This is a genomic window from Nonomuraea sp. LP-02, from assembly GCF_036289125.1.
Taxonomy (GTDB): domain Bacteria; phylum Actinomycetota; class Actinomycetes; order Streptosporangiales; family Streptosporangiaceae; genus Nonomuraea; species Nonomuraea bangladeshensis.
In genome coordinates, this window is the sequence record NZ_JAXCLK010000001.1 from 322,392 (window position 1) to 345,452 (window position 23,061).

Consider the following 23,061-nt stretch of genomic DNA (forward strand, 5'->3'; position numbering starts at 1 on the left):
GGTCGGTGTGCCTCTGCTCAGTACATGAGCGACGGCTCGCGCCGCTGCTCGGCCAGGGGGGCGGGCTGGGGCTCGGGGACGCCCTCGCGTACGTGCCGGGTCAGCAGCACGGCCTCGGCCACGGCGAGCGCGCCGTACAGGAGGGTGAAGACGGCGAGCGAGACCGCCACCTCGGCCAGGGACACGCCGGGGGAGACGCTGGCGGCGGTCAGCAGCTCGCCGGCCACCGTCCACGGCTGGCGGCCGATCTCGCTCAGCAGCCAGCCGGCGATCACCGCGAGCAGCGGCAGCGGCAGGGCCGCGACCAGCGCCCGCGACAGCCATCGGGGGAACTCGCGCCGGCGGCGGGTCAGCCAGAGCCCGAGGACCGACAGGCCCACGGTGGCCATCCCGAAGCCGATCATCACGCGGAAGGACCAGAAGACGACGGTCGGGTCCGGGCGGTAGTCGCCGGGGCCGAACTGCTGCTCGAAGCGGCGCTGCAGGTCCTCGGTGCCCTGGACGGTGGCGTTGGGGTCGTTGGTGGCGAGGAAGCTGAGGACGTGGGGGATCTCGATGCCGGGGACGATGCTGAATCCGGCGCCCGCGGTGTCGTGCTGGAGACCTTCGGCGGCGGCCAGCTTCATGGGCTGCTGCTCGTACAGCAGCTTGCCCGACATGTCGCCCGTGCCGGCGACGACCGCCCCCGCGATCGCCGTCATGACCAGCGCTCCCCGCGCCGCGCTGCGCCACATGGGCGCGTTGTTCCGCAGCATCCAGTAGCCGCACACGGCCAGCACGAACCCGCCCGCCACGATGAACGCCGCCCCGACCACGTGCGGCACCTGGGCGAGCGCCGTGGAGTTGGTCAGCACCGCCCACAGGTCGGTCATGCGGGCCTTGCCGTCCACGACCTCGTACCCGACGGGGTGCTTCATCCAGGCGTTGGCGGCCAGGATGAAGTACGCCGACAGGTTGGAGCCGATGGCCGCGGCCCAGATGCAGGCCAGGTGCACCTTCTTCGGCAGCCGGTCCCAGCCGAAGATCCACAGGCCCAGGAACGTGGACTCCATGAAGAAGGCGAGCAGCGCCTCCATCGCCAGCGGAGCCCCGAAGACGTCGCCGACGAAGGTGGAGTACTCGCTCCAGTTCATCCCGAACTGGAACTCCTGCACGATGCCCGTGACCACGCCCATGGCGAAGTTGATCAGGAACAGCTTGCCGAAGAACTTCGTGAGCTTCAGGTAGTGCTCTTTGCCGGTGCGGTGCCAGGCGGTCTGCAGCCCGGCCACGAAGATCCCCAGACCGATGGTCAGGGGCACGAACAGAAAGTGGTACACGGTGGTGACCCCGAACTGCCACCGTGCCAGGTCAAGTGCGTCCATCTTCCCCGTCGACTCCTGAGCTCTACACGCTGTAGTACATCTACCTTCAGTAGTACTACAGGCCGTAGAGCAACGCGATGCGACGTTGGTCACATCCGCTTACGTACGTGCTGGTTGCCGAGTATCGAGAATGCCGCCGAGGGGCGGTCCGGGGCGTCACCCGCCGGGCTGATTCCGGGGTACCCCGCTCGGCGGACCCTGGCGTCAGCGGGCCAGAGTGGCGTCCAGGTAGGCCTGGAGATTGCCGAGCTCGTAGCCGCGGCGCTTGATCTTCTTGACCAGGACGCGGAAGTCGCGCGCCAGGTTGGGGCGGAAGTGCAGGAGGAGGATGTCGCCGGGACGCAGTTGTTTGTCGGGCACCTGGTAGGCGATCTTGCCGCCGGGCTGGACGGTGGCGGTCCAGAGGAGCACGGCCGACATGCCGCAGCTCTTCGCGGCCCGCAGGGTGTCGGTGTTGTAGGAGCCGTACGGCGGGCGGAACAGGGCCGGGCGGGCCCCCAGCTCCTTCTCGATCAGCCGGGAGGCGCCGCACAGCTCGCGGCGCTGGGCGGCGTAGGGGAGGGTGCGCAGGTCGGGGTGGGCGAGGGTGTGGTTCTCGACGGGGGCGCCGGCGTCGCGCAGCTCGCGGAAGTAGTCCCACTTGCCGGCGCCGACGTAGCGGGCCTGGCCGCCCGACTGGTCGGGGGTGCCCTTCGCCTCCACCGCGTCGCGCATCGCGAAGACGGTGAGGGGGATGCGCTGGTCGCGTACCTGGCGGACGAGGCCGGGGTCCTGCTCCCAGCCGTCGTCGATGGTGAGGAAGACGACCTTGCGCTTGGTGGGGATCGAGCTGATCACCGGGGGGAGCGCGCCGGTGCGGAGGGGGCGTACCTCGCCCGCGCGGGGGAGCGCGCCCGGCGGGCCCTGCGGGCGGGGCGGGGCGGACGAGCGCGGCGCGGATCCCGTGGGCGCGGCGGAGGGCCCGGCCTGGTCGGGCGTGGCGTCGCCGCCCGGCGCGCAGGCGGCGGCCAGCAGCGCGAGCGCGACGCAGGCGGGCCTGAACGCTGGTAACACGGATCTTGGACGCACGAGGGACCATCCTGCCATCTCTCCGAGGGCTCTCGGGGGACGACCCTTGTCGGTGCGACACCGCCGCCGTCTGGCAGGTGTTGCCCTTATCCGGCGGGCTTCCGCTGCCTAGAGTGGCGGCATGCGAGTGGCGGGCAGCGCCGTGATCGGCGTGCAGAAGGAACGGCTGTGGGCGGCGCTCCAGGACCCGGCGGTGCTGGTGCGCACCATCCCCGGCTGCGAACGGCTGGAGGAGACCGGGCCCGGGGCGTACCGGATGACGGTCAACGCGGGGGTGGCCTCCATCAAAGGCGTCTACCAAGGGGAGGTCGTGCTGACCGAGCCCGTGCCGGGCGAGGGCTTCACGCTCAGGGCGCGGGGGCAGGGCGCGCCCGGCACCGTGGAGGCGACCGTACAGCTCCGGCTCAGCGAGGCGGACGGCGCGGGCGGCCCGGACGGCACCCGCGTGGACTACGACGCCGAGGCGGTGATCGGCGGGATGATCGGCGGAGTCGGGCAGCGCATGCTCGGCTCGGTGGCCAAGCGGACGGCGGGCGAGTTCTTCTCGGCCGTCGAGCAGCACCTCTGCGCCGCACCCTCCGAAGCGCCCGCCCCTGTGCTCACCGAGGTGGCTGCGGCCGAGACGGCGGCCGGAGCCGTCTACGAGCGGCCACCCAAGCCGGACACCCACACCACCACCCGTCCGTGGGTGATGCTCGCCTCCTTCGGCACGGGCGCGGGCGTGGCGCTCGCGGGCGTCGCGGTGGGCTGGCTGCTCTCCAGGTTCGGCCGCTCCCGCGCCTGAGAGTTCGCTCTCCTGGAGGGCCGGGCGGCCTCTCGCGGAAAAGGATCTCCCGGCGTAACGTGGCGATATGCGGCAGGAACACGCTGAAGACGCACGGACCGAAGCCAGGAAAATCGTACGTGACCTGCTGGGCGAGGAGCGGCCGTCCGCCCAGACCCTGATCGCCGCCGTGCGTCCGGTGCTGGGGGACGAGCGCACCGGCCGCGCGCTCGACCTGGCGATCGGCGCCGCGCTGACCCGGCGCTCGGCCGAGCTGGCCGCCCTCGCCGCGCTGCTGGTCGGCACCCGCGAGCTGGGCGCCGAATGGTGGACCAGCTCGCGGGGCGGCAAGCTGCCGCCGCCCGACGAGGTGATCCGCACCGCCGTGGCGATCGAGCCGTGGACCGACCTGACCGCGCTGGAGATGCTCGCCGCCTGGATCGCCGACGACGCCGCCGACCAGCTCTGGGGCACGCCGGTCGCCCAGGTCGACCTCAACTCCTGGCAGGCGGAGGACCGCTTCGCGCTGCCGCCCGGCGTCCGGCCGGGGCAGCGGCTCGTCGTGCACTTCGACGCCGGCGGCCGGCTGGACGCCGTTGTCACCCGGCGGGCCGACGAGGACCTGGGCTCCAACCTGGACTTCCAGTCCCTGCGCTACTCCCGTCCGGCCGAGGCCCAGTGGAGCTGGGGCGTGGCGGCCGGGCTCGGGCCGCACCGGCTGCCCGGCGAGCACCCCGACCCGTACGCCCGCGAGGTCCCCGCGCGGGCCTCCGGCATCCTGCGCGCCTGGGCGCTGCGTCACGGGGCCACCCGCGCCCAGCTCGGCGAGACCTGGGAGACGGTCGGCGACGTGGTGGCGGCCATCGAACGGGTCGACTGGATGTGGCGCAGCGGCGAGTGGTTCGGGTGGTGGCGGGGGGTGTCGGCGCTGGTGGACGACTCGGCGTACCTGCCGTACCGGCTGGAGGAGCTGGCCGCCGGCTGACGCCCCGCCGGCGGGCAGGAATCGGCCGCGGGTCGCCGGGGTTGTCCCCTGGCGTGAAGGTGGAAATATTCTCCGATGTCGCGTGTCCCTGGTGTTACATCGGGCATGCCAGGTTCCTCAAGTCGGCCGAGCGGTTCCGGGCCAGGGGCGGCACGATCGAGGTGACGATGCGCCCGTTCCAGCTCGATCCGGATGCCTCGCACGAGGGCGAGCCGATGATCCCGATGCTGGAGCGCAAGTTCGGGCCGAACGCCTCCCAGATGGTGCAGCGGGTGGCCGGCGTGGCCGCCGCCGACGGCCTGGCCATGGACTACGACAAGGGCGTGAGCGCGAACACGTTCGAGGCGCACCGCCTCATCGAGCTGGCCACCCGGCAGGGCCGCGGCGGCGAGATGGCCGAGCGGCTGTTCCGCGCGCACTTCGCCGAGGGCCGCAACGTCGCCGACCCCGCGGTGCTCGCCGAGCTGGCCGCCGAGACCGGCGTCGAGGACACCGGGGAGGGCGCCGAGCAGGTACGCGAGCAGATCGCGCGGGCGCGCTCGCTCGGCATCACGGGCGTGCCGCTGTTCCTGTTCGAGGGCAAGTTCGCGGTGTCGGGCGCGCAGCCGCAGGAGGCGTTCGACGCGGCCATCGACGAGGTGGCCGAGCGCACCGGGCAACAGCCGATCACGCAGCTCGCCGCGCCCGCGGAAGGCTGCGACGACGACGGCTACTGCGCGGTCTGAGACGACGGCTACTGCGCCGTCTGAGCGGCCGGCGCGAGGACGTCGTCCAGCCGGCCGGACCGGTCGGCGGGGGAACCCTCATCGAGCTGACCGGGCCGCTCGGCGGGGGAGCCCTCGCCGAGCTGCCCGGACCGGTGGTGGCGGCGGCAGAGCACCTGGTAGCGCACCGGCGAGTCGTCGGTGTCGCCGATGACCACCTGCTCCCCGGTCCGCGCCATCACGCCGCCCACCACCCGCGCGTTGAGCTGGCCGGGCCGCCCGCACCAGCACAGCACCTCGACCTGCAGCCGGCACACCTCGTCGGCCAGCTCGAACAGCCGCTGCGCGGCCGGGAACATCACCGAGCGGAAGTCGGAGGCGAGACCGAAGGCGTAGACGTCCACGCCGTGCTCGTCCACCAGGTCGGCGAGCTGCTCGATCTGCTCGACGTCGTAGAAGCACGCCTCGTCGCAGATGAGGTAGTCGACGCGGTCGTACGAGGTCACCAGCCGGACGAGGTCGAGGCCGTCCTCCACCTCGACGGCCTCCAGCCCGAGCCCGATGCGGCTGGTCACCTGGGGCTCGCCCGAGCGGTCGTGCTTGGTGAGCACCAGGCCGCGCCGGCCCTGTCTCGCGTGGTTGTAGTTCATCTGAAGCGCGAGGGTGGACTTCCCACAGTCCATGGGGCCGAAGTAGAACTTCAGCACGGCATCCCGCGCCCCGGACGGCACCGGCGACAAGGCAGACGATTGGGTCACGGGCCGCCAGCTTAGTGGCTTGGCTTGTTCCATGACCTCGTGGGACATTTTCCCCCTGAGGTTTCAGGAGGAACTGTGGTCACCGACAAACCGTCCCCGCTCGACGCGATGTTGCAGCAGGACGACCTTACCGCCGCGCAGGCCGACGCCACCCGATGGCGCTACGGCTTCTATGTGGTCGTGGTGGGAATCGTGGCGGTCCTGATCGCCTTCGCCGCGGCGGTCTTCGCCACGCGCGAGTTCGCGTCGCTGTTCGCCGGGGTGGCGGGGGTGATCGGTACGATCGTCGGCGCGTACTTCGGAGTGCAGGCCGGCCAATCGGGCAAGGCCAGGGTGGAGGCCGAGCTGGCCAGGACACAGGAGCTGGCGATCCGCCTGGCCGCGCACGTCGGCACGGCCAACGCGCCCAGGGTCGTCGACGAAGTGCTCGGCCGGCGCCGGGGCTAGAGGAGCCATGCGAAGCGTACGAATCGGAGTGGACACCGGGGGGACGTTCACCGACGTCGTCGCGGTGGACGAGCAGACCGGTGAGATCCTCACCACCAAGACCCCCTCGACGCCCGCGAACCCGGCCGACGGGTTCCTCGCGGGCATCGCCAAGCTGAGCGAGCTCGACGGCGGCGGCGGCTTCGACGTGGGCGGCATCGTGCACGGCACGACCGTCGCCACGAACCAGCTCCTGGAGGACCGCATCTCCGGGCTCGGCTTCATCACGACGGAGGGGTTCGAGTTCATCCTGGAGATCGCCCGGCAGAGCGTCCCCGACGGCTACGGCAACTCCTACTTCTGGGTCAAGCCGCCCCGGATCGTCCCGGTGCACCACGTACGCACCGTCGGCGGGCGGCTCGACCACCTGGGCGAGGAGGTGCGGCCGTTCTCGGAGGAGCAGGCCGTCGAGGCGGCCCGCTGGTTCCGCGGCAAGGGCATCAACGCGATCGGCGTCTGCTTCCTGCACTCCTACGCCAACCCGGAGCACGAGCGGCGCATGCGCGAGGTGCTGTGGCGTGAGCACCCGGAGGCGGTGATCTCGCTCTCCAGCGACGTGCTGCGCGAGTACCGCGAGTACGAACGTTCGGTGACCACGCTGGTGGACGCCGCCGTCAAGCCCGCGATGCGCGGCTACCTCGCCAACCTGTCCACCCGGCTCGGCCGCCCGTTCTCGGTGATGAAGTCCAACGGCGGCATCCTGTCGGCCCGCGAGGTCGTCAACCAGCCGATCACCACCGTCCTGTCGGGCCCGGCGGCCGGGGCGCTCGGCGCGGCGCTCATCGCCTCCACCGCCGGCCACGAGTCCGTGATCACCCTGGACGGCGGCGGCACCTCGACCGACGTGGCCGTGGTGATCGACGGCGAGCCGTCCATCACCACCGAGGGCACGATCGGGCGCTACCCGTGCAAGATCCCGATGATCGACATCGTGACGGTCGGCGCGGGCGGCGGCTCGGTCGCGTGGATCTCGCCGGAGGGCACGCTCAAGGTCGGCCCGCGTTCCGCCGGAGCCGACCCCGGCCCGATCTGCTACGGCAGGGGCGGCACCGAGGTCACGGTCACCGACGCGCACGTCTTCCTCGGCCGGGTGCCGCCGCACCTGCTGGGCGGCGAGATCCCGCTGGACGCCGAGGCCGCCCGCGCCGGCATCGAGGCCCTGGCCGACAAGCTCGGCCTCACCCCTGAGCGCACCGCGACGGGCATCCTGGAGATCAGCGCGTTCAACCAGAGCAACGCGATCCGCCAGCTCACCGTCAAGCGGGGGCTGGACGTGCGGGACTTCCCGCTGGTGACCTTCGGTGGCTCGGGGCCGCTGCTGGCCTGCCGGCTCATCGACATCCTGGGGCTGCCCTCGGTCGTCGTCCCGCGCGACCCGGGCAACGTCTCGGCGTTCGGGCTGCTCACGGTGGACGTCAGGAACGACTACGTGCGCACGTACGTCACCCGCGACCTGTCACTCGGCAAGGCCGCGGAGATCTTCCAGGACCTGGAGCATCAGGCGGCGGAGGCGCTGGAGCGCGAGGGCTTCGCCGACCCCGTCCACATCCGCAGCGCCGACCTGCGTTACTACGGCCAGGGCTACGAGGTCCGGGTCCCGGCTCCGGCGGGGGAGATCGACGACGGGTGGCAGGCCCAGGTCGTCGAGCGTTTCCACGAGGCGCACGAGAAGCTGTACGGCTACGCCTACCGCGACGACCCCCGCCACGGGGTCGAATGGGTCAACCTGCGCGTCTCGGGCGTCGGGCCCATCACCCGCCCGGCCCTGCGTCCCCTGGACAAGCCGGGCGCGGGCGCGACCTCCGTACGGGCCGTGCACTTCGACGAGACCCGCGACACGCCGATCCACCAGCGCGCCGCGCTCGGCCCCGGCGCGACGGTGACCGGCCCCGCGGTCATCGAGGAGTACGGCTCGACCATCCCCATCCATCCGGGCTTCACGGCGACGGTGGACGCGTACGGCAACGTGGAGGTCAAGCGTGACTGATCCCATCCTCATCGAGATCGTCGAGGGCACGCTGGCGTCGGTCGAGAAGGAGGTCGAGACCGCGATCGCGCGCACCGCCCGCTCGCCGATGATCCGCGACGCGCACGACTTCCGCGCCGGCATCCACGACGCCCGCCTGCGCAAGCTGACCGGCCGCTCCTACAGCGCGCTGGTCCAGCCGGTCGTGCGCGACTTCCCGATCGAGACGATGCGGCCCGGCGACGTCTACTTCCACAACGACGTCTACCTGTCCGAGGGCGGCATCGGCCACCTGCCCGACCTGTGCGTCACCGTGCCGGTCTTCCACGACGGCGAGGTGGTGGCGTTCGTGCAGGCGTTCGGCCACCACGACGACATCGGCGGCAGCGTGCCGGGGTCGATGCCCTCGCACGCGCGCTCGGTGTTCGAGGAGGGCCTGATGGTCCCTCCGATCAAGCTGTGGGACCAGGGCGTGCCGAACGAGGCCGCGCTGCGCATCATGACCCGCAACTCCCGCATGCCCGACTCGCTGGCCGGCGACCTCGACGCCGAGTGCTCGGCCTGCCTGATGGGCGCGCGGCGGCTGGGCGAGCTGTTCGAGCGCTACGGCCGCGAGGCGGTCCAGGAGTGCTTCGACGCCATCATCGGCAAGACCACCGAGACCTTCCGCCGCGAGCTGCTGTCGAAGATCCCCGAGGGGACGTACGTGTGGGAGGACTACGCCGAGCACGACGGCGTGGACGACCCCCGCCTGCACGCCCAGCGGATCACCCTCACGGTGGACCACGCGGCCGAGACGCCGCTGACCATCGACTTCACCGGCACCTCGCCGCAGGCCAAGGGCCCGATCAACCACGCGGGCGACTACGCCGACGGCGTGTTCCTCAAGAAGTGGCTGGCCCCGATCCTGCGCAACCTGGCCGACACGCCCGAGCGGATGGCCGAGCTGGACGTCAACGAGGGCGTCGTGCCGCTCATCAAGATGGTCTTCCCGGAGAAGGGCACGCTGCTCACGCCCGTCTTCCCCGCCCCGACTAACGCCCGCACGTTCGTCATCCTGCGCCTGCTCGGCGTGCTCGCCGGCGTGCTCGCCAAGGCCACCGGCGGGCGCATGCCGGCCGACCAGGAGACGATCCGCTACACCGGCGTGTACGGAACCGACGCCGACGGTCAGCCCTACCTCATGCGCGAGGTCCTGGGCGGCGGCTCCGGCGGACGCTGGTACGCCGACGGCGAGGACACCATCCACGTCGTGCCCGACTCGCGCAACATCCCGGTCGAGTTCGCCGAGGCCCGCTGGCCGTTCCGGGTCGAGCGGCTGGGGCTCGCCTGCGACTCCGGCGGGCCGGGCACGTTCCGCGGCGGGCTCGGCTACGACAAGCACATCCGGATGCTGCGCGACGCCTCGTACATGTCGATCGCCGACCGTTCGATCCTGTCGTGCTGGGGCGTCAACGGCGGCCTGGCCGGGCGGCCGTTCCGGGTCGAGGTCAACGGCAAGGAGATGGACGGCCTGGTCGACGACTTCCCGGTGCACGCCGGCGAGATCATCCGCATCCGCACCACCGGGGGCGGCGGCTGGGGCTCCCCCTACGACCGCGACCCGCGCGCCGTCGCCGCCGACGTCCGCGACGGGAAGGTCTCGATCGCGGGCGCGCTCGGCGACTACGGCGTGGTGCTGGACGGCGACCGCATCGACGAGCGGGGCACCGCCGAGCTGCGGGCCACGCTGCGGCCCCCGTCGAACCGCTTCTTCGACCGCGGGCCGGGCTTCGCCAGGCTGTCGGGCGGCCGGACCCAGGCGGACGTGGACGAGCTCTGACCATGGCCGGCGCGGGACCTTCGCGGATCATCGCGGTACGCCACGGCGAGAGCGCGGCCAACCTCGCGCACCGGGAGGCGGGCGACCGGCCGCTGGTCTACGGGCTGGGCGACGACGAGGTACGGCTCACCGCGCTCGGCCGGCGGCAGTCGGCGGCGCTCGGGCGGCTGCTCGCGGCGCTGCCCGGCGGCGAGCGGCCCGAGGCGGTGTGGTGCTCGCCCTACCTGCGGGCGCGCGAGACGTGGGAGGTCGCGAGCGACGCCTGGGGTGACACGCTGCCGGTCGCCGTGGACGAGCGGCTCAGGGACCAGGAACAGGGGGCCTTCGACCGGCTCAACGCGGCGGCGATCCGCGAGCGCTTCCCGGAGGAGGCGGCGCGGCGCGAGGCGGCGGGCGTCTACGCCTTCCGCCCGCCCGGCGGCGAGTCGCTGGCGGACGTGGTGGCGCGGGTGCGGGCGTTCGTACGGGACCTGGACGGGCGGGCCGGCGGCCGGCCGGTGCTGATCGTCGCGCACGACTCGGTGGTGCTGGCACTCCGCCACGTCCTGGAGGGCGTCCAGAGCACCGGCCCGCCCCTCGCGCCGGTGCTCAACGCCTCGGTGTCGGTCTGGCGCGCCGGGGAGGGCTCCTTCGAGCCGGTGCGCTTCAACGACGTCGGGCACCTGGCGTGAGCGCTCAGGTGCGGACGACGAGGTCGGCGCGCTCGCGGGTGCCGTCCGCGGCGAACCACTCGCGCTCGGCCGCGAACCACTCCCGCCAGCGCGGGGCCAGCTCGGGCCCGTCCCGCTCCAGCACGCGGGCGAGGCGCACCGGCTCGGCCGCCTCCACCCACACCGTGTACGCCACCAGATGCGCGGCCGAGGCGCGGGCGGTGCCGACGCCCTCGACGACGAGCACCGGCGCGGGCGGCACCGCCACCTGCTCGGCGTACTCGCCCCGCACCCAGTCGTAGCGGCGGAACCCGCCGGGCCGCCCGTCCCGCAGCGGCTTCAGGACCTGCTCCTCCAGCGCGTGGAACCAGCCGCCGGGGCCCTCCTCCCACGGCACGGGGAAGTCGTCGCTGTGGACGACCTGGCAGGCCAGCGCCCCCGCCAGCCGCCCGGCGAACGTGGTCTTGCCCGACCCCGCCGGCCCGTCCACGGCGACCAGGCGGACGGGGCCGCACGAGGGCGGCAGGCTCCGGATGCGGGCGGCCAGCGAATTCACCGACCCAGGGTAGGTGACGGATCACCCGCAACTGAGAGAATGTTCTTTCACCCGGACGCAAGCAGGAGGTTGACCGTGCTCGGACCCCTCGGCGACATCGTCGTGCTGGACCTGTCCAGGGCGCTGGCCGGGCCGCACGCCGCGCAGATGCTGGGCGACCTCGGCGCACGGGTGATCAAGGTGGAGCATCCTGACGGCGGCGACGAGTCGCGGGGCTGGGGCCCGCCGTTCGTAGGTCCTGATCACGAAATATCGACTTATTTCCTGGCAGCCAATCGCAACAAGCAGTCCATCGCCCTCGACCTCAAGTCCGCCGAGGGCAAAGCCGTCATCGAACGCCTGGTCCGCCAGAGCGACGTCCTCGTCGAGAACTTCCGCCCCGGCGTGCTCGACCGCCTCGGCTTCTCCGTCGAGCGCCTGCACGAGCTCAACCCACGCCTGGTCGTCCTGTCGATCACCGGCTTCGGCCACGACGGCCCCGAGGGCGGGCGGCCGGGCTACGACCAGATCGCCCAGGGCGAGGCCGGGCTGATGTCGCTGACCGGCCCCTCACCCGAGGAGCCCTACCGCGTGGGCGCCTCGATCGCCGACCTGCTGGCCGGCATCCACGGCGCGTACGGCGTCGCCGCCGCACTCTACGAGCGCGAACACACCGGCAAGGGCCGCGTCGTGCGTACGTCCCTGCTGGCCGCCGTCACCGGCGTCCACTCCTACCACGGCACCGCCTGGACGGTCGGCGGCCAGGTCTCCCGCGCCGCGGGCAACCACCACGCCTCGATCACCCCCTACGGCTCGTTCCGCTGCGCCGACGGCATGCTGCAGATCGCCGCCGCCAACGACGGCCAGTGGCGCAAGGTCGCCGGGCTGCTCGGCATCGACCCCGACACCCCGAGCTACCGCACCAACCGCGACCGCCGCGCCCACCGCGAGGAGCTGGTCGCCGAGATGGAGAAGGCGCTGGCCGCCCACGACCGCGCCCACTGGCTGGCCGAGCTCGGCGCGGCCGGCGTGCCCGCGGGCGCGATCCGCTCCATCGACGAGGTCTACACGTGGGACCAGACCCGCTCCCAGGGCCTGGTCGTGGAGGTCGACCACCCGGTGCTCGGCCGGGTCGAGCTGCCGGGGCCGCCGCTGCGCTTCGACGGCCTGCCCGCCCGCGAGCACACCGCGCCCCCGATGCTCGGCCAGGACGGCGAGGCGGTGCTCGCCTGGCTGGAGGAGCGCGAACGATGACCGCCACGCGATGCCACCTGCGAGCGATGACCGCCACGCGATGCCACCCGCGCGGGCGCTCGCGCGTCAACACTGCAGGGCCGACCACGAGGGAGCGAGAGTGAGCCGTCCGGACGCGCGCACACTGATCGAAACGGTCCTCGACAGGGGGTCGTGGAAGTCGTGGGACGCGCCGCCCGCCGACCCGGCCGAGCCGGGCTCCCCCTACGCCGACGAGCTCGCCGCCGCCCGGGTCAAGTCCGGCTACGACGAGGCCGTGATCACCGGTGAGGGCCTGCTCGACGGCCGCCGGGTGGCGGTGGTCGCCTCCGAGTTCTCGTTCATGGCGGGCTCCATCGGGGTGGCCGCGGCCGAGCGGATCACCGCCGCGATCGAGCGGGCCGGCCGCGAGCGCCTGCCGCTGCTGGCCGCCCCCGCCTCGGGCGGCACCCGCATGCAGGAGGGCGCGCAGGCGTTCGTGCAGATGGTGAAGATCACCGCGGCGATCCAGGGGCACCGCGCGCTCGGCCTGCCCTACCTGGTCTACCTCCGCCACCCGACGACCGGCGGCGTGCTGGCCTCGTGGGGGTCGCTCGCGCACGTCACGGCCGCCGAGCCGGGCGCGCTGATCGGGTTCATGGGGCCGCGGGTGTTCGAGGCGCTGCACGGCTACCCGTTCCCCGAGGGCGTCCAGGTCGCCGAGAACCTCTTCCACAAGGGCCTGCTCGACGCCGTGGTGTCGGCCGACGCCCTGCGCCCCGTCGCGATCCGCGCGCTCGGCGTGCTCGCCGCCGACATGAGCGCGGTCGAGGCGGGCGAGCCGCCGGAGGAGGACCTCCGCCCGGCCGAGGCGTGGGAGGCGATCACCCGCTCGCGGCGCGACGACCGGCCCGGCGTACGCAGCCTGCTCAAGCTCGCCGCCACCGAGACCACCCCGCTGAGCGGCACCGGCACCGGCGACAACGAGCCCGGCCTGCTGCTCGCGCTGGCCAGGTTCGGCAGCGCGCCGGCCGTGGTGCTCGGCCAGGACCGGCGGATCCAGCGGGTCAGCGCGCCGCTCGGCCCGGCCGCCCTGCGGGTCGCCAGGCGCGGCGTACGACTGGCCGGCGAGCTGGGCCTGCCGCTGGTCACCGTCATCGACACCGGCGGCGCCGACCTGTCCAAGGCGGCCGAGGAGGGCGGGCTGGCCGCCGAGATCGCCCGCTGCCTGGCCGAGATGGTCATGCTCGACGTGCCGACCGTCTGCCTGCTGCTCGGCGAGGGCGCGGGCGGCGCGGCGCTGGCCCTGCTGCCCGCCGACCGGGTGCTGTGCGCCCAGCACGCCTGGCTGTCGCCGCTGCCGCCGGAGGGGGCCTCGGCGATCCTCTACCGTTCGGTCGACTTCGCGCCCGAGATCGCCCGGCTGCAGCGCGTCCGCGCCACCGACCTGCGGCGCGACGGCATCGTGGACCGGGTCATCCCGGAGATGCCCGACGCCGCCTACGAGCCGCGGCAGTTCTGCGAGCGGGTGGGGCGGGCGCTGGAGCACGAGATCGCCGTGCTGCTGCGCCAGGACCCGGCCGACCGCCTCGCGACCCGCCTGGCCCGCTACCGCAACCTCGGCACCTGACCGCCGCCACTACCTGGGCGCCTGGAGGCGTCGGCCTCCGGGGTCAGCGGGTGGCGCGCCACTCCGGCGCGAGCACCGACCAGATCTCCATGTCGAGCCGCCGCCCCCGATGCAGATAGTGCTCCCGCAGCACCCCGTCGCGGGACATGCCGAGCCGCCGGGCCACCGCGAGGCTCGCGGTGTTGTCCGCCGCCGCCCACCACTCCACGCGATGGATGCCGCGCTCCTCGACCGCCCAGTCGATGATCACCCGCACCGCCCGGGTGACCAGGCCCTTGCCCACGGCCGCGGGCTCCAGCCAGCAGCCCGCCTCGGCGAGGCCGCCGCCGACGTCCATCGTGCGGAACAGCACCCCGCCGACCAGCAGCCCGTCCAGCCAGATGCCGTAGAGCCGGCCGGTGTCGGTGGCGGCCTTGTCGGCGTAGGACACCAGGTATGAGCGGGCGGACTCCAGGTCCGTCACGACGTCGGCGAGGCCGGTGTAGCGCCCGATGTGCTCCCGGCCGCGCTCCATGTGCGCCAGGAACTCCTCCGCCCGCCACGGCTCCAGGGCCGCCAGCAGCGCGCCGTCGTCACCGAGCTCGACCGCGAAGAGCTGCTTCATGGCACCGGGATCCGCTCGACCCTGATGGAGAAGACCTCCTCGCGGGGCACCACGACCTCGTAGGCCCCGTGATCCACCATCCAGTAACCCAACGCCTCCGCCTTCATCCCGCTGTGCCCGGTGTAGGCGATGTGCAGGCCGTCCTCGTCCTCGTCGAGGATGACGCACGGCTCGCCGCCGAAGGCCCCCACGGTGCGGATGAGCACCAGCCACTCGACCTCGGCCCGCGCCACCTGCCGCCGCCAGTAGCCGCTGGCCGGCTCGAAGCCCGGCAGCTCGGCCTCGCTGAACAGCACCACCTGGCCGTCGTCCGGCCCCACGGCGGCGGGCAGGGTGTGCTCACCGAAACGGGCGACGAAGCCGGAGGCGACCGGCGTGATCTCCTCGCTCATGCGGCGGGCCGCCAGGTCAGCCCGTCGTAGCCGGCGAAGGGCCGCTCGCCGTCGCGCGTGACGTGCACGATCTCCGCCCCGGCGGGGATCGGCATCGGCACGGTGTGGAACTGCGGCACGACGTGGTCGGGCGAGGTGGTGAAGCCGTTGCCGGCGAACGGTGGAGCGTCGCTCCAGTCACCGCCCATGTGCGGACCGTACGGCACCGCGTAGGTGTCGACGTCGCGGGCATTCCAGCGCATCACGTACACCTCGGGCACCTCCGGGAACAGCTCCGAGCCGTCGAACGACAGGTCGAGGCCCCAGTAGAGCGCCTCGGGGGTGGTCAGCCTGACGCAGTCCTGCACCCGGTAGACATATCCGGAGATCACCGTCCGCTTGCCCGACAGGTAGGGGACGAGCAGACGCGGCGGGATCACTTTCTGCATCTGCGTTCCGCTCACGCTACTACTTTACGGTCGGTTGACCCCTACAAGACCCGGTGTTGAAGGCAGGGCAGCGTCGCCCGCGCCGACTCGGTGTACGCCCGGTCGACCCTGACCACCTGCACCCCCGGCGCGGTGCCCAGGTCGGCGCGGACCACGCCGAGCGGGTCGACCAGCATGCTGCGGCCCACGCCGTAGCCGTCGGAGGACTCGCCCGGGTTGGGCGCCTGGCCGACGGCGGCGGTCCACATGGTGTTCTCCAGGGCCCGCGCGCGGACCAGGGTCGTCCAGTGGTCCTCCTTGAGCGGCCCCGACCCCCAGGCGGCGATCACCGCGAACAGCTCGGCGCCCCTGTCGACCAGCGCCCGGCCCAGCTCGGGGAAGCGTACGTCGTAGCAGGTGATCAGCCCGATCCTGAGGCCGGCCAGCTCGACCACCGCCGGCTCGGTGCCCGGCTCGACCAGGTCGGACTCCTTCGCGCCGAAGGAGTCGAACAGGTGGATCTTGCGGTATGCCGCCCGCAGCTCCCCCTGGGCGTCGAGCGCCACGGCCGTGTTGCGGACCCGGCCGTCGCCCGGCTCGAACGTCCCGGCGATCACCGCCAGGCCGTGCTCGCGCGCCGCCTCGGCGAGGCCCGACACGAACGGCCCGTCCAGCGGCTCGGCGAGGCCCGTGATGCGCCGGCCGTAGCGGGTCAGCGTCGCCTCGGGGAAGATCGCGAGGTCGGCCCCCTCGGCGCGGGACAGCGCCTCCCTGGCCCTCTTGAGGTTGGTCGAGGGATCAGTGGAGACCGGAATCTGGCAGAGGGCGATTGTGGTCACGGCCCGACTCTAACCGGTTGGGCACCCGCCGAAACAAGGTCAGGCACCGCCAGACCCACTCCAGCGGCCCGTACCGGTAGCGGGCCAGCCACCACCTGCTCCCCAGCGCCTGCGCGGCGATGGTGACGGCGGCGAGCCCCACGACCGCCCAGCGGGTCGGGTCGGCCCTGACCAGCGGTAGCGTCAGCACGATCAACGCGGTGCCGGTCACGTAGTTGGTCAGCGCCATCCGGCCGAGCGGCTCCAGCACCGCCGAGAGCCCCGGCCGCAGCACCAGGAGCAGCCCCAGCGAGTACGCCAGCGCCCCCGCCAGCGCGGCCACGCTGTAGGCGTTCCAGCCGCCGGTGGTGAAGGCGACGTAGCCGAGCACCGCCGAGACGAGGGCGCTCGCCGCGAACCCCGGCAGCAGCAGCGACCGGGGCGGCGCCAGCCGCCACAGCCCCATGCCCACCAGGAGCAGGCCGGGGATCAGCCACGAGCCGCCGCCCTTGGCGAGCAGCCCCCACGCCAGCCCGGCCACGCCGAGCGCGAGCTGCGCCCAGCCGCCGGGGATGAACGAGGCGGGCAGCAGCGCCACCGCGCCCCAGAGCGCGTAGTCGGTCAGCACCTCGCCCGCGTAGAACAGTCCCTGCGCCAGCCCGATGCAGTAGAGCCAGAACAGCCGGCTGAGCAGCGCCCACCTGCTGTGGCCGCGCAGGAACAGCAGGAAGCTGATGCCGAACAGCGTCGAGAAGATCGGGTAGAACCGGCTCTGGAAGAGCTGCTCCACCACGAGGTCAACAGAGGTGTACGGCGCGTTGGGGACGCGCGTGTGCTGCCAGGTGTTGACCAGCATGATGCCGCACACCGCGAACCCGCGGAGCGCGTCGAGCTCTCTGATGCGCGTCATGTCACCCAGAGCAGCCACCATACGAGGAATCCGGCGCCCACGGCGGTCGCCGCCCAGCCGGTCCACCGGCGCCACCGCAGCAGCGCCCCGGCCGCCGTGAGCGCGACCGAGGCCACCGCGATCCACGTGTACGGCACGACGTCGGCGGGCAGCCCGACGGCCAGCGCCGTCGCGTTGCGCGCCGCGAGGCCGTGCACCGCCTGGGCGGTCAGCCCGGCGAAGGCCACCCCGCACAGCCCGCCGTACGCCGCGAGCGCCCGGCCCTTCAGCGCGGCCGCCACGAGCTGCGCGAGAGCCGTCAGCGCGAACACCGCGAACGGCGCGGCCAGCCACGGCGCCCGCGCGATCGCGTACGGCGCCGCGGTCACCCGCAGGTCCTCCTGCCGGCCGCCGCCCGCGTCCTGGCAGGAGGCGGCGGTCCGGGCCGCCGGGTCGGCGACGAAGTCGGCGATCATGCGGCGGGCGCACGCGCTGGACAGGAAGACGGCGTGGGAGGCGCGCGGGATCTCGGCGAAGCGGGCGTCCGGCAGCGCCTCGGCGGCCGGTCTGCTGGTCCTGACGGGGGTGGTGGGGTCGTACTGGCCGCCGAGCACGAACGCGGGGGCGCGCGGGGCCGCCGCGGCGGGCTGCGAGCGCGGCAGGGCCCAGGCGTCGCAGACCGCCTTGTCGGCGTTGTGGGTGAACAGCCGGGAGCGGCCGGCGGTGGCGTTGAACGGCAGCTCGTCCTGGCACTGCACCGCGTGGTAGAGCCCGAACTCGTGCGAGACCAGCCCCTCACCGGCGGCGTCGGCGAGTGGCCGCAGCAGCTCGTCGTGGCCCGCGGCGAGCGCGGGCAGCAGCGCCGGGGCCACCGCCGCGACGTCCGCCCCGGCAAGTCCCTCGAACAGCACGGCGGCCACGTCGTCGCCGCTCAGCCGCGCGGTGAACTCCTGGCCGAGCAGCGGGTCGGTGGCCGGCACGTGAGCGGGGGAGGCGTTGAGCCTGGCGGTCATGGACTCGAAGGCGTCCTGCACGCCGAGCTTCGCCATCGTGTCGGCCAGGTTGCGCTCGGCGTCGTCGTACCAGTCGACCCCCTCCGGCAGGAACGAGTCCAGCACCAGCGACCGGGTGCCCTCGGGGTCGGCCGCGGCGGCTTCCACCATGACGCGGGTGGAGTAGCTGACGCCGAACAGGTTCCAGCTCGGGTAGCCGAGCTCGCGGCGCAGCGCGACGACGTCGGCCGCCATCTCCTTGGTGGTGTAGCCGCGCAGGTCCACGCCCTGCTCGCGGAGCCGGTCGCGGCAGGTGACGGCGGCGGCGGCCAGGTCCGCGGGCGGGCGGCGGAGCTGCCCGAGCAGCGCCTCGGCGGTCTCGGGGCAGCTCAGCTCCGGCTCGGAGTAGCGGCCGCCGCGCTGCTCGAGCGCCACCACGTCCCGGTCGGGGAACATCTGGGCGAGAAAGCCGGTGAGCTGCAGCGACGCCGAGCCGGGGCCGCCGCTCATGTAGACCACGGGGTCCGGTCTGCGCTCGCGCGCGGTCGAGTGGCGGACGGCGTAACCGACCCGGATCGTCCGGTCTGGGGCGTCCCTGCGCTCGGGGACGACCAGGAACCCGCACGTGGTGCCGGCGGGGACGGCGACCGGACAGGGCCGCGCGGGCGGCGCTGAGGGGGTCATGACCGGCGGCGCGGACAGGACGAGAGCGAGCACGACCCGAAGGATCACCCGACGAGACTAATAGTCTGGGACCGTGACGGAACCACTAGTGTCCAGGATGCGTGCTTTTGGCACGACAATCTTCGCGGAGATGAGCGCGCTCGCCGTACAGACCGGCTCGATCAACCTCGGCCAGGGGTTCCCCGACACCGACGGACCGGCCGCCATGCTCGACCGGGCGGTCCAGGCCATCGGCTCCGGCGCCAACCAGTACCCTCCGGGCCCCGGCGTGCCCGAGCTGCGCCGCGCCGTCTCGGAGCACCGGGCCGACCACTACCGGCTCGACTACGACCCGTCCGGCGAGGTCCTGGTCACGGTGGGCGCCACCGAGGCGATCGCGGCGAGCGTGCTGGCGCTGTGCGAGCCCGGCGACGAGGTGATCGCCTTCGAGCCCTACTACGACTCCTACGCCGCCTCCATCGCCCTCGCCCAGGCCCGCCTGGTGCCCGTCACCCTGCGGCCGGTCGAGGGCCGCTTCACCTTCGACCCCGACGAGCTGCGCGCCGCCGTCACGCCGCGCACCCGCGCCGTCCTGGTCAACTCGCCGCACAACCCGACCGGCACCGTCTTCACGCGGGAGGAGCTGGAGGTCGTCGCCGAGTTCTGCCGCGAGCGCGACCTGATCGCGATCACCGACGAGGTGTACGAGCACCTGACCTTCGACGGCGTCGCGCACGTCCCGATGGCCACGCTGCCCGGCATGCGCGAGCGGACGGTGATGATCTCCTCCGCCGGCAAGACGTTCTCGGTCACCGGGTGGAAGACCGGCTGGGTGTGCGCGCCCGCGCCGCTGGTCACGGCGGTGCAGACGGTCAAGCAGTTCCTCACGTTCACGGCGGGCGCGCCGTGGCAGCTCGCGGTGGCCTACGGGCTGCGGCACGAGCTGGAGTGGGTGTCCGCGCTGCGTTCCGGGCTCCAGGACAAGCGCGACCGGCTGATGGAGGGGCTGGCGGCGGCCGGGTTCGAGGTGCTGAGGCCGGCCGGCACCTACTTCGTGCAGACCGACATCAGGCCGCTCGGCTTCACCGACGGCCTGGAGCTGACGCGGCGGCTGCCGGAGCTGGCCGGGGTGGTCGCCATCCCGACCCAGGTCTTCTACGAACGCCCCGAGCGCGGCAGGCACTACGTCCGTTTCGCCTTCTGCAAGAAGGACGAGGTCATCGACGAGGCGGCGGCGAGGCTCAAGCGCCTGTCGGCCTGAGCGGTCAGGCCGCTGCGTCAGGCCGCGCTCCCGTCGAGCGGCGTCAGGGTGGCGCTGGCCGCCTCGTGGTCCATGCCGGTGGCCTCCAGCAGGTCCACCACGACGGACCTGAGCTGCGCGATGATCACGTGCGCGGAGAACCCCAGGTGCTCCGGCCGCTCGCGGCCCGCCACGGCGAGCAGCGCCTGCCTGGCCAGCGTCGGCTCCCGGCCCGCGCCGAGTTCGAGCTGGAGCAGCAGGGCCGCCTCCGACACCTCGCGCATGGCCTCGGCCAGCGCGGCCGGGGGCGGGCTCGCCTCGCCGAGTGAGGCCAGCGTGCGCCGGCACAGCACCCGGACGTTGCGCATCGCCAGGTCCACCGGGAGCACGGCGGCCTCGTAGCGGGCCAGGCGGGCGCGCCGGTGCCAGTGCAGCGGCGAGATCGTGGTGATCTCCTTGCTGGTCTCCAGCGCCTTCTCCAGCTCCTCCACCAGTGCCTGGGTGTCGCGCGCCGCCTCCAGGGCCTCGGCCGCGAGGTCCACGTCCCGCCTCTCGATGGCCTCGGCGGCCCGCTCCAGCGCGGTGGACAGCGCGTCCAGCACGTCGGACAGGTGCTTGCCCGCGATGGTGAACGGGCTCGCGGGCATCAGCGCCACCGCCGCGATGCCGATGAAGCCGCCGGTCAGCGCGTCGGCCATGCGGTCCAGGCCGCCCGCCCCTTCGACGGGGACGAGCGTGGCCACCAGCACCGCCGACGAGCCGGCCTGCGCCACGAACAGCGCCCCGCCGTCCAGCAGCACCGCGATGGCCATGGCGAGGGCCACCACGAGCGCGATCTGCCAGGGCCCCGAGCCGATCCAGGCCATCAGCAGGTCGCCCACCCCGACCCCGAGGCTGACCCCGACGATCAGCTCCGCCACCCGGCGCAGCCGCTGCCCGAGGCCCACGCCCACGCAGATGAGCACGGAGATCGGGGCGAAGAAGGGGCGCGGGTGGCCGAGCAGCCGGACGGCGACGATCCAGGCCAGCGCCGCGCCGACCGCGCACTGCGCGATGGACGGCCACGCCAGGGCGAACGTGCCCAGCCGCTCCCTGACATGCTCGCCGAGCCTCGTACGCACCTTTTCACCTTGGCGGATCTTTATGACATTCGGATCACTTTCGCCCGTTCTAGCCGATTTGCGCGACCCGCGTCCAGTCAGCCACGTCTCACACCGGCAGGAAGCCGTCCACGGCGCGCAGGAACCCCGCCCGGTCGCTGTTGTGGATGAGGTGTCCTGCCTCGATCGTCACCAGCTCGGCCCCCGGGATGCGCGCCGCGAGACCCGCGGCGTCGAACGGGCTGGCCGCCCCGCCCGACGGCACCAGCGTGGGCGCCGTGATCCTGGCCAGCCCGTCGAGCCAGGCCGGGTCGGGGTCGAGGATCTGCCGTTCGGTGTCGTGCATCATCCGCCAGTCGAAGCCGGTGGAGTCGGTGGAGTCGTCCTCCGTGAGGGGCGACCGGCCCTGGAGCGGCAGCGGCGGCGGGACGTCCTCCAGCACGAGCCGGGCGACCCGCTCGGGATGGTTCGCGGCGAGCAGGTGCGCCACCATGCCCCCCAGCGAGTGCCCGATCACCGTGGCCCGCGCCGCGCCCGCGTGGTCGAGCAGGCCGGCCAGGTCCTCGGCCATGGCGGGCAGCGGGTAGTCGCCCGGCCGGTCGCTCCTCCCGTGACCCCGCAGGTCGGGCGCGAGCACGTGGTAGCGGGCGGCGAAGTGCTGGGTGATGCCGTTCCAGTCGTTGTGGTCGGCCGTCCGGCCGTGGACCAGCAGCAGCGGCGGAGCGCCCGCGTGCCCTTCCTCCCGGTAAACGAGCCTGATCCCGTTGACGAGTGCTTCGTGAATCACGCGGATCAGCGTACGGCGCGCCTTGACATGGCGGACGGCCTTCATGGGCAGACATTGCCCATGAAGGCCGGTGGCGGGCTCGGCTAGCGTCGCCAGGGGTGCAGAGAAAGGGTGGTCGCATGCCGGAACCGATCGAGGTCCGCAAGGTGCCGATCGAGAGCGTGACCGACGCCTCAGGGCTGTCACGTCTCATCGCCGAGGGCGTGATCGAGGCCGAACGGGTGCTCGCCGTCGTCGGCAAGACCGAGGGCAACGGCGGCGTCAACGACTACACCCGCATCCTGGCCGACCGCGCCTTCCGCGAGGTGCTGGCCAGGCACGGGCATCCGGCGCCGGAGAACGTCCCCCTGGTGTGGTCGGGCGGCACCGACGGCATCCTGAGCCCGCACGCGACCGTCTTCGCCACCACCCCGGCCGAGCGCGCCCCCGTCACCGACGAGCCGCGCCTGTCGGTCGGCGTCGCGATGAGCGAGGTCATCCTGCCCGAGGACATCGGCCGCCCCGCCATGGTGGAGAAGGTCGCCGCCGGGGTCCGCGAGGCCATGAAGATCGCCGGCATCGACGACCCGCGCGACGTCCACTACGTACAGACCAAGACGCCCCTGCTCACCCTGGCCACCATCACCGACGCGCGCAGCCGCGGCAAGGACACCGCCATCGAGGAGACCGGCCCCTCCATGGACCTGTCCAACTCGACCACGGCGCTCGGCATCGCGGTGGCGCTCGGCGAGATCGACATGCCGCGCGCCGAGCAGATCCACAAGGACCTGTCGCTCTACTCGTCCGTGGCCTCGTGCTCGTCCGGCGTCGAGCTGGACCGGGCGCAGATCGTGCTGGTCGGCAACGTACGCGGCATCGGCGGGCGCTACCGCATCGGCCACAGCGTCATGAAGGACGCCCTCGACGCCGACGGCATCTGGGCCGCCATCCGCGACTCCGGCCTGCCGCTGCCCGAGCGCCCGCACCCGTCGGACCTCGGCGGGCGGCTGGTCAACGTCTTCATGAAGTGCGAGGCCGACCCGTCCGGGCGGGTACGCGGCCGGCGCAACATCATGCTGGACGACTCCGACGTGCACTGGCACCGGCAGATCAAGGCGGCCGTGGGCGGGGTGGCGGCGTCGGTGACCGGCGATCCCGCGGTGTTCGTGTCGGTGGCGGCCGTACACCAGGGCCCGTCGGGCGGCGGCCCGGTCGCCGCGATCGCCGACCTGGGCGAATAGGGAAGG

23 protein-coding genes are annotated in these 23,061 nt (G+C 73.1%); 11 read left to right on the forward strand and 12 right to left on the reverse strand.

Annotated features, from left to right (window positions below):
* Positions 1-17 precede the first annotated feature (17 nt).
* Both SMD20_RS01515 and SMD20_RS01520 read right to left on the reverse strand, forming a co-directional pair.
* On the reverse strand, positions 18-1,364 hold the full coding sequence (locus SMD20_RS01515; protein WP_329574057.1) for a cytochrome ubiquinol oxidase subunit I: 1,347 nt from the start codon (positions 1,362-1,364) through the stop codon (positions 18-20).
* A 204-nt stretch (positions 1,365-1,568) separates the two neighbouring features.
* Entirely contained in the window at positions 1,569-2,417 is an 849-nt protein-coding gene (locus SMD20_RS01520; protein ID WP_329574059.1) for a polysaccharide deacetylase family protein, read from the reverse strand.
* Positions 2,418-2,553: 136 nt separating this feature from the next.
* Here SMD20_RS01520 and SMD20_RS01525 point away from each other — a divergent pair, with 136 nt between their 5' ends.
* The 3 genes from SMD20_RS01525 (at position 2,554) to SMD20_RS01535 (ending at position 4,905) form a co-directional block, all read left to right on the forward strand.
* Positions 2,554-3,216, forward strand: a complete 663-nt coding sequence (locus tag SMD20_RS01525) for an SRPBCC family protein (protein ID WP_329574061.1) — start codon at positions 2,554-2,556, stop codon at positions 3,214-3,216.
* A gap of 67 nt (positions 3,217-3,283) precedes the next feature.
* Positions 3,284-4,180, forward strand: a complete 897-nt coding sequence (locus tag SMD20_RS01530; RefSeq protein WP_329574063.1) for a hypothetical protein — start codon at positions 3,284-3,286, stop codon at positions 4,178-4,180.
* 53 nt (positions 4,181-4,233) lie between these two features.
* A complete protein-coding gene (locus SMD20_RS01535; protein ID WP_329574064.1) occupies positions 4,234-4,905 on the forward strand; it encodes a DsbA family oxidoreductase in 672 nt (223 codons plus the stop codon).
* Between the two features lie 8 nt (positions 4,906-4,913).
* Here SMD20_RS01535 and SMD20_RS01540 read toward each other — a convergent pair whose 3' ends face one another.
* Positions 4,914-5,642, reverse strand: coding sequence for a thymidine kinase (locus SMD20_RS01540; RefSeq protein WP_329574065.1), 729 nt, complete (start codon positions 5,640-5,642; stop codon positions 4,914-4,916).
* Positions 5,643-5,717: 75 nt separating this feature from the next.
* On the opposite strand from SMD20_RS01540, the gene SMD20_RS01545 reads away from it, so the two are divergent.
* Genes SMD20_RS01545 through SMD20_RS01560 form a run of 4 tightly spaced genes read left to right on the forward strand, consistent with a single transcriptional unit; the run spans position 5,718 to position 10,587 of the window.
* A complete protein-coding gene (locus SMD20_RS01545) occupies positions 5,718-6,089 on the forward strand; it encodes a hypothetical protein (RefSeq protein ID WP_329574067.1) in 372 nt (123 codons plus the stop codon).
* Positions 6,090-6,096: 7 nt separating this feature from the next.
* On the forward strand, positions 6,097-8,115 hold the full coding sequence (locus tag SMD20_RS01550) for a hydantoinase/oxoprolinase family protein (protein ID WP_329574069.1): 2,019 nt from the start codon (positions 6,097-6,099) through the stop codon (positions 8,113-8,115).
* Positions 8,108-9,916, forward strand: a complete 1,809-nt coding sequence (locus SMD20_RS01555) for a hydantoinase B/oxoprolinase family protein (protein ID WP_329574071.1) — start codon at positions 8,108-8,110, stop codon at positions 9,914-9,916. The genes SMD20_RS01550 and SMD20_RS01555 overlap by 8 nt, the downstream gene beginning before the upstream one ends.
* A 2-nt stretch (positions 9,917-9,918) precedes the next feature.
* Positions 9,919-10,587, forward strand: a complete 669-nt coding sequence (locus SMD20_RS01560; RefSeq protein WP_329574073.1) for a histidine phosphatase family protein — start codon at positions 9,919-9,921, stop codon at positions 10,585-10,587.
* 4 nt (positions 10,588-10,591) lie between these two features.
* On the opposite strand, the gene SMD20_RS01565 is transcribed toward SMD20_RS01560, so the two are convergent.
* Entirely contained in the window at positions 10,592-11,122 is a 531-nt protein-coding gene (locus SMD20_RS01565) for a uridine kinase family protein (RefSeq protein WP_329574074.1), read from the reverse strand.
* Between the two features lie 39 nt (positions 11,123-11,161).
* Between SMD20_RS01565 and SMD20_RS01570 the strand changes: the two genes are divergently transcribed.
* Positions 11,162-12,355 (forward strand): CaiB/BaiF CoA transferase family protein, encoded by a 1,194-nt coding sequence (locus tag SMD20_RS01570; protein ID WP_442942434.1) that lies wholly within the window; start codon positions 11,162-11,164, stop codon positions 12,353-12,355.
* 100 nt (positions 12,356-12,455) lie between these two features.
* A complete protein-coding gene (locus tag SMD20_RS01575; RefSeq protein WP_329574078.1) occupies positions 12,456-13,943 on the forward strand; it encodes a carboxyl transferase domain-containing protein in 1,488 nt (495 codons plus the stop codon).
* A gap of 43 nt (positions 13,944-13,986) precedes the next feature.
* Here the strand turns inward: SMD20_RS01575 and SMD20_RS01580 are convergent, their stop codons facing one another.
* Genes SMD20_RS01580 through SMD20_RS01605 form a run of 6 tightly spaced genes read right to left on the reverse strand, consistent with a single transcriptional unit; the run spans position 13,987 to position 18,777 of the window.
* Entirely contained in the window at positions 13,987-14,547 is a 561-nt protein-coding gene (locus SMD20_RS01580; RefSeq protein ID WP_329574079.1) for a GNAT family N-acetyltransferase, read from the reverse strand.
* Positions 14,544-14,939: a hypothetical protein gene (locus SMD20_RS01585; protein ID WP_329574081.1), complete on the reverse strand. Its 396-nt coding sequence runs from the start codon at positions 14,937-14,939 to the stop codon at positions 14,544-14,546. Before SMD20_RS01585 ends, SMD20_RS01580 begins: the two co-directional genes overlap by 4 nt.
* Positions 14,936-15,382 (reverse strand): hypothetical protein, encoded by a 447-nt coding sequence (locus SMD20_RS01590; RefSeq protein ID WP_329574083.1) that lies wholly within the window; start codon positions 15,380-15,382, stop codon positions 14,936-14,938. The genes SMD20_RS01585 and SMD20_RS01590 overlap by 4 nt, the downstream gene beginning before the upstream one ends.
* Positions 15,383-15,408: 26 nt before the next feature.
* A complete protein-coding gene (locus SMD20_RS01595; protein WP_329574084.1) occupies positions 15,409-16,185 on the reverse strand; it encodes a carbon-nitrogen hydrolase family protein in 777 nt (258 codons plus the stop codon).
* Complete coding sequence (locus tag SMD20_RS01600; RefSeq protein WP_329574087.1) at positions 16,145-17,074, reverse strand: DUF418 domain-containing protein; 930 nt, start codon at positions 17,072-17,074, stop codon at positions 16,145-16,147. The genes SMD20_RS01595 and SMD20_RS01600 overlap by 41 nt, the downstream gene beginning before the upstream one ends.
* The gene (locus SMD20_RS01605) at positions 17,071-18,777 is read right to left on the reverse strand and encodes an alpha/beta hydrolase (protein ID WP_329574089.1); all 1,707 of its coding nucleotides are present in this window, start codon (positions 18,775-18,777) and stop codon (positions 17,071-17,073) included. Before SMD20_RS01605 ends, SMD20_RS01600 begins: the two co-directional genes overlap by 4 nt.
* 25 nt (positions 18,778-18,802) lie before the next feature.
* On the opposite strand from SMD20_RS01605, the gene SMD20_RS01610 reads away from it, so the two are divergent.
* Positions 18,803-19,969, forward strand: coding sequence for a pyridoxal phosphate-dependent aminotransferase (locus SMD20_RS01610; protein WP_329574091.1), 1,167 nt, complete (start codon positions 18,803-18,805; stop codon positions 19,967-19,969).
* 17 nt (positions 19,970-19,986) lie between these two features.
* Here SMD20_RS01610 and SMD20_RS01615 read toward each other — a convergent pair whose 3' ends face one another.
* Complete coding sequence (locus SMD20_RS01615; RefSeq protein ID WP_329574092.1) at positions 19,987-21,069, reverse strand: FUSC family protein; 1,083 nt, start codon at positions 21,067-21,069, stop codon at positions 19,987-19,989.
* A gap of 88 nt (positions 21,070-21,157) precedes the next feature.
* Positions 21,158-21,835: an alpha/beta fold hydrolase gene (locus SMD20_RS01620; RefSeq protein ID WP_329574094.1), complete on the reverse strand. Its 678-nt coding sequence runs from the start codon at positions 21,833-21,835 to the stop codon at positions 21,158-21,160.
* Between the two features lie 119 nt (positions 21,836-21,954).
* On the opposite strand from SMD20_RS01620, the gene SMD20_RS01625 reads away from it, so the two are divergent.
* Positions 21,955-23,055 (forward strand): ring-opening amidohydrolase, encoded by a 1,101-nt coding sequence (locus SMD20_RS01625; protein WP_329574096.1) that lies wholly within the window; start codon positions 21,955-21,957, stop codon positions 23,053-23,055.
* Positions 23,056-23,061: the final 6 nt, after the last annotated feature.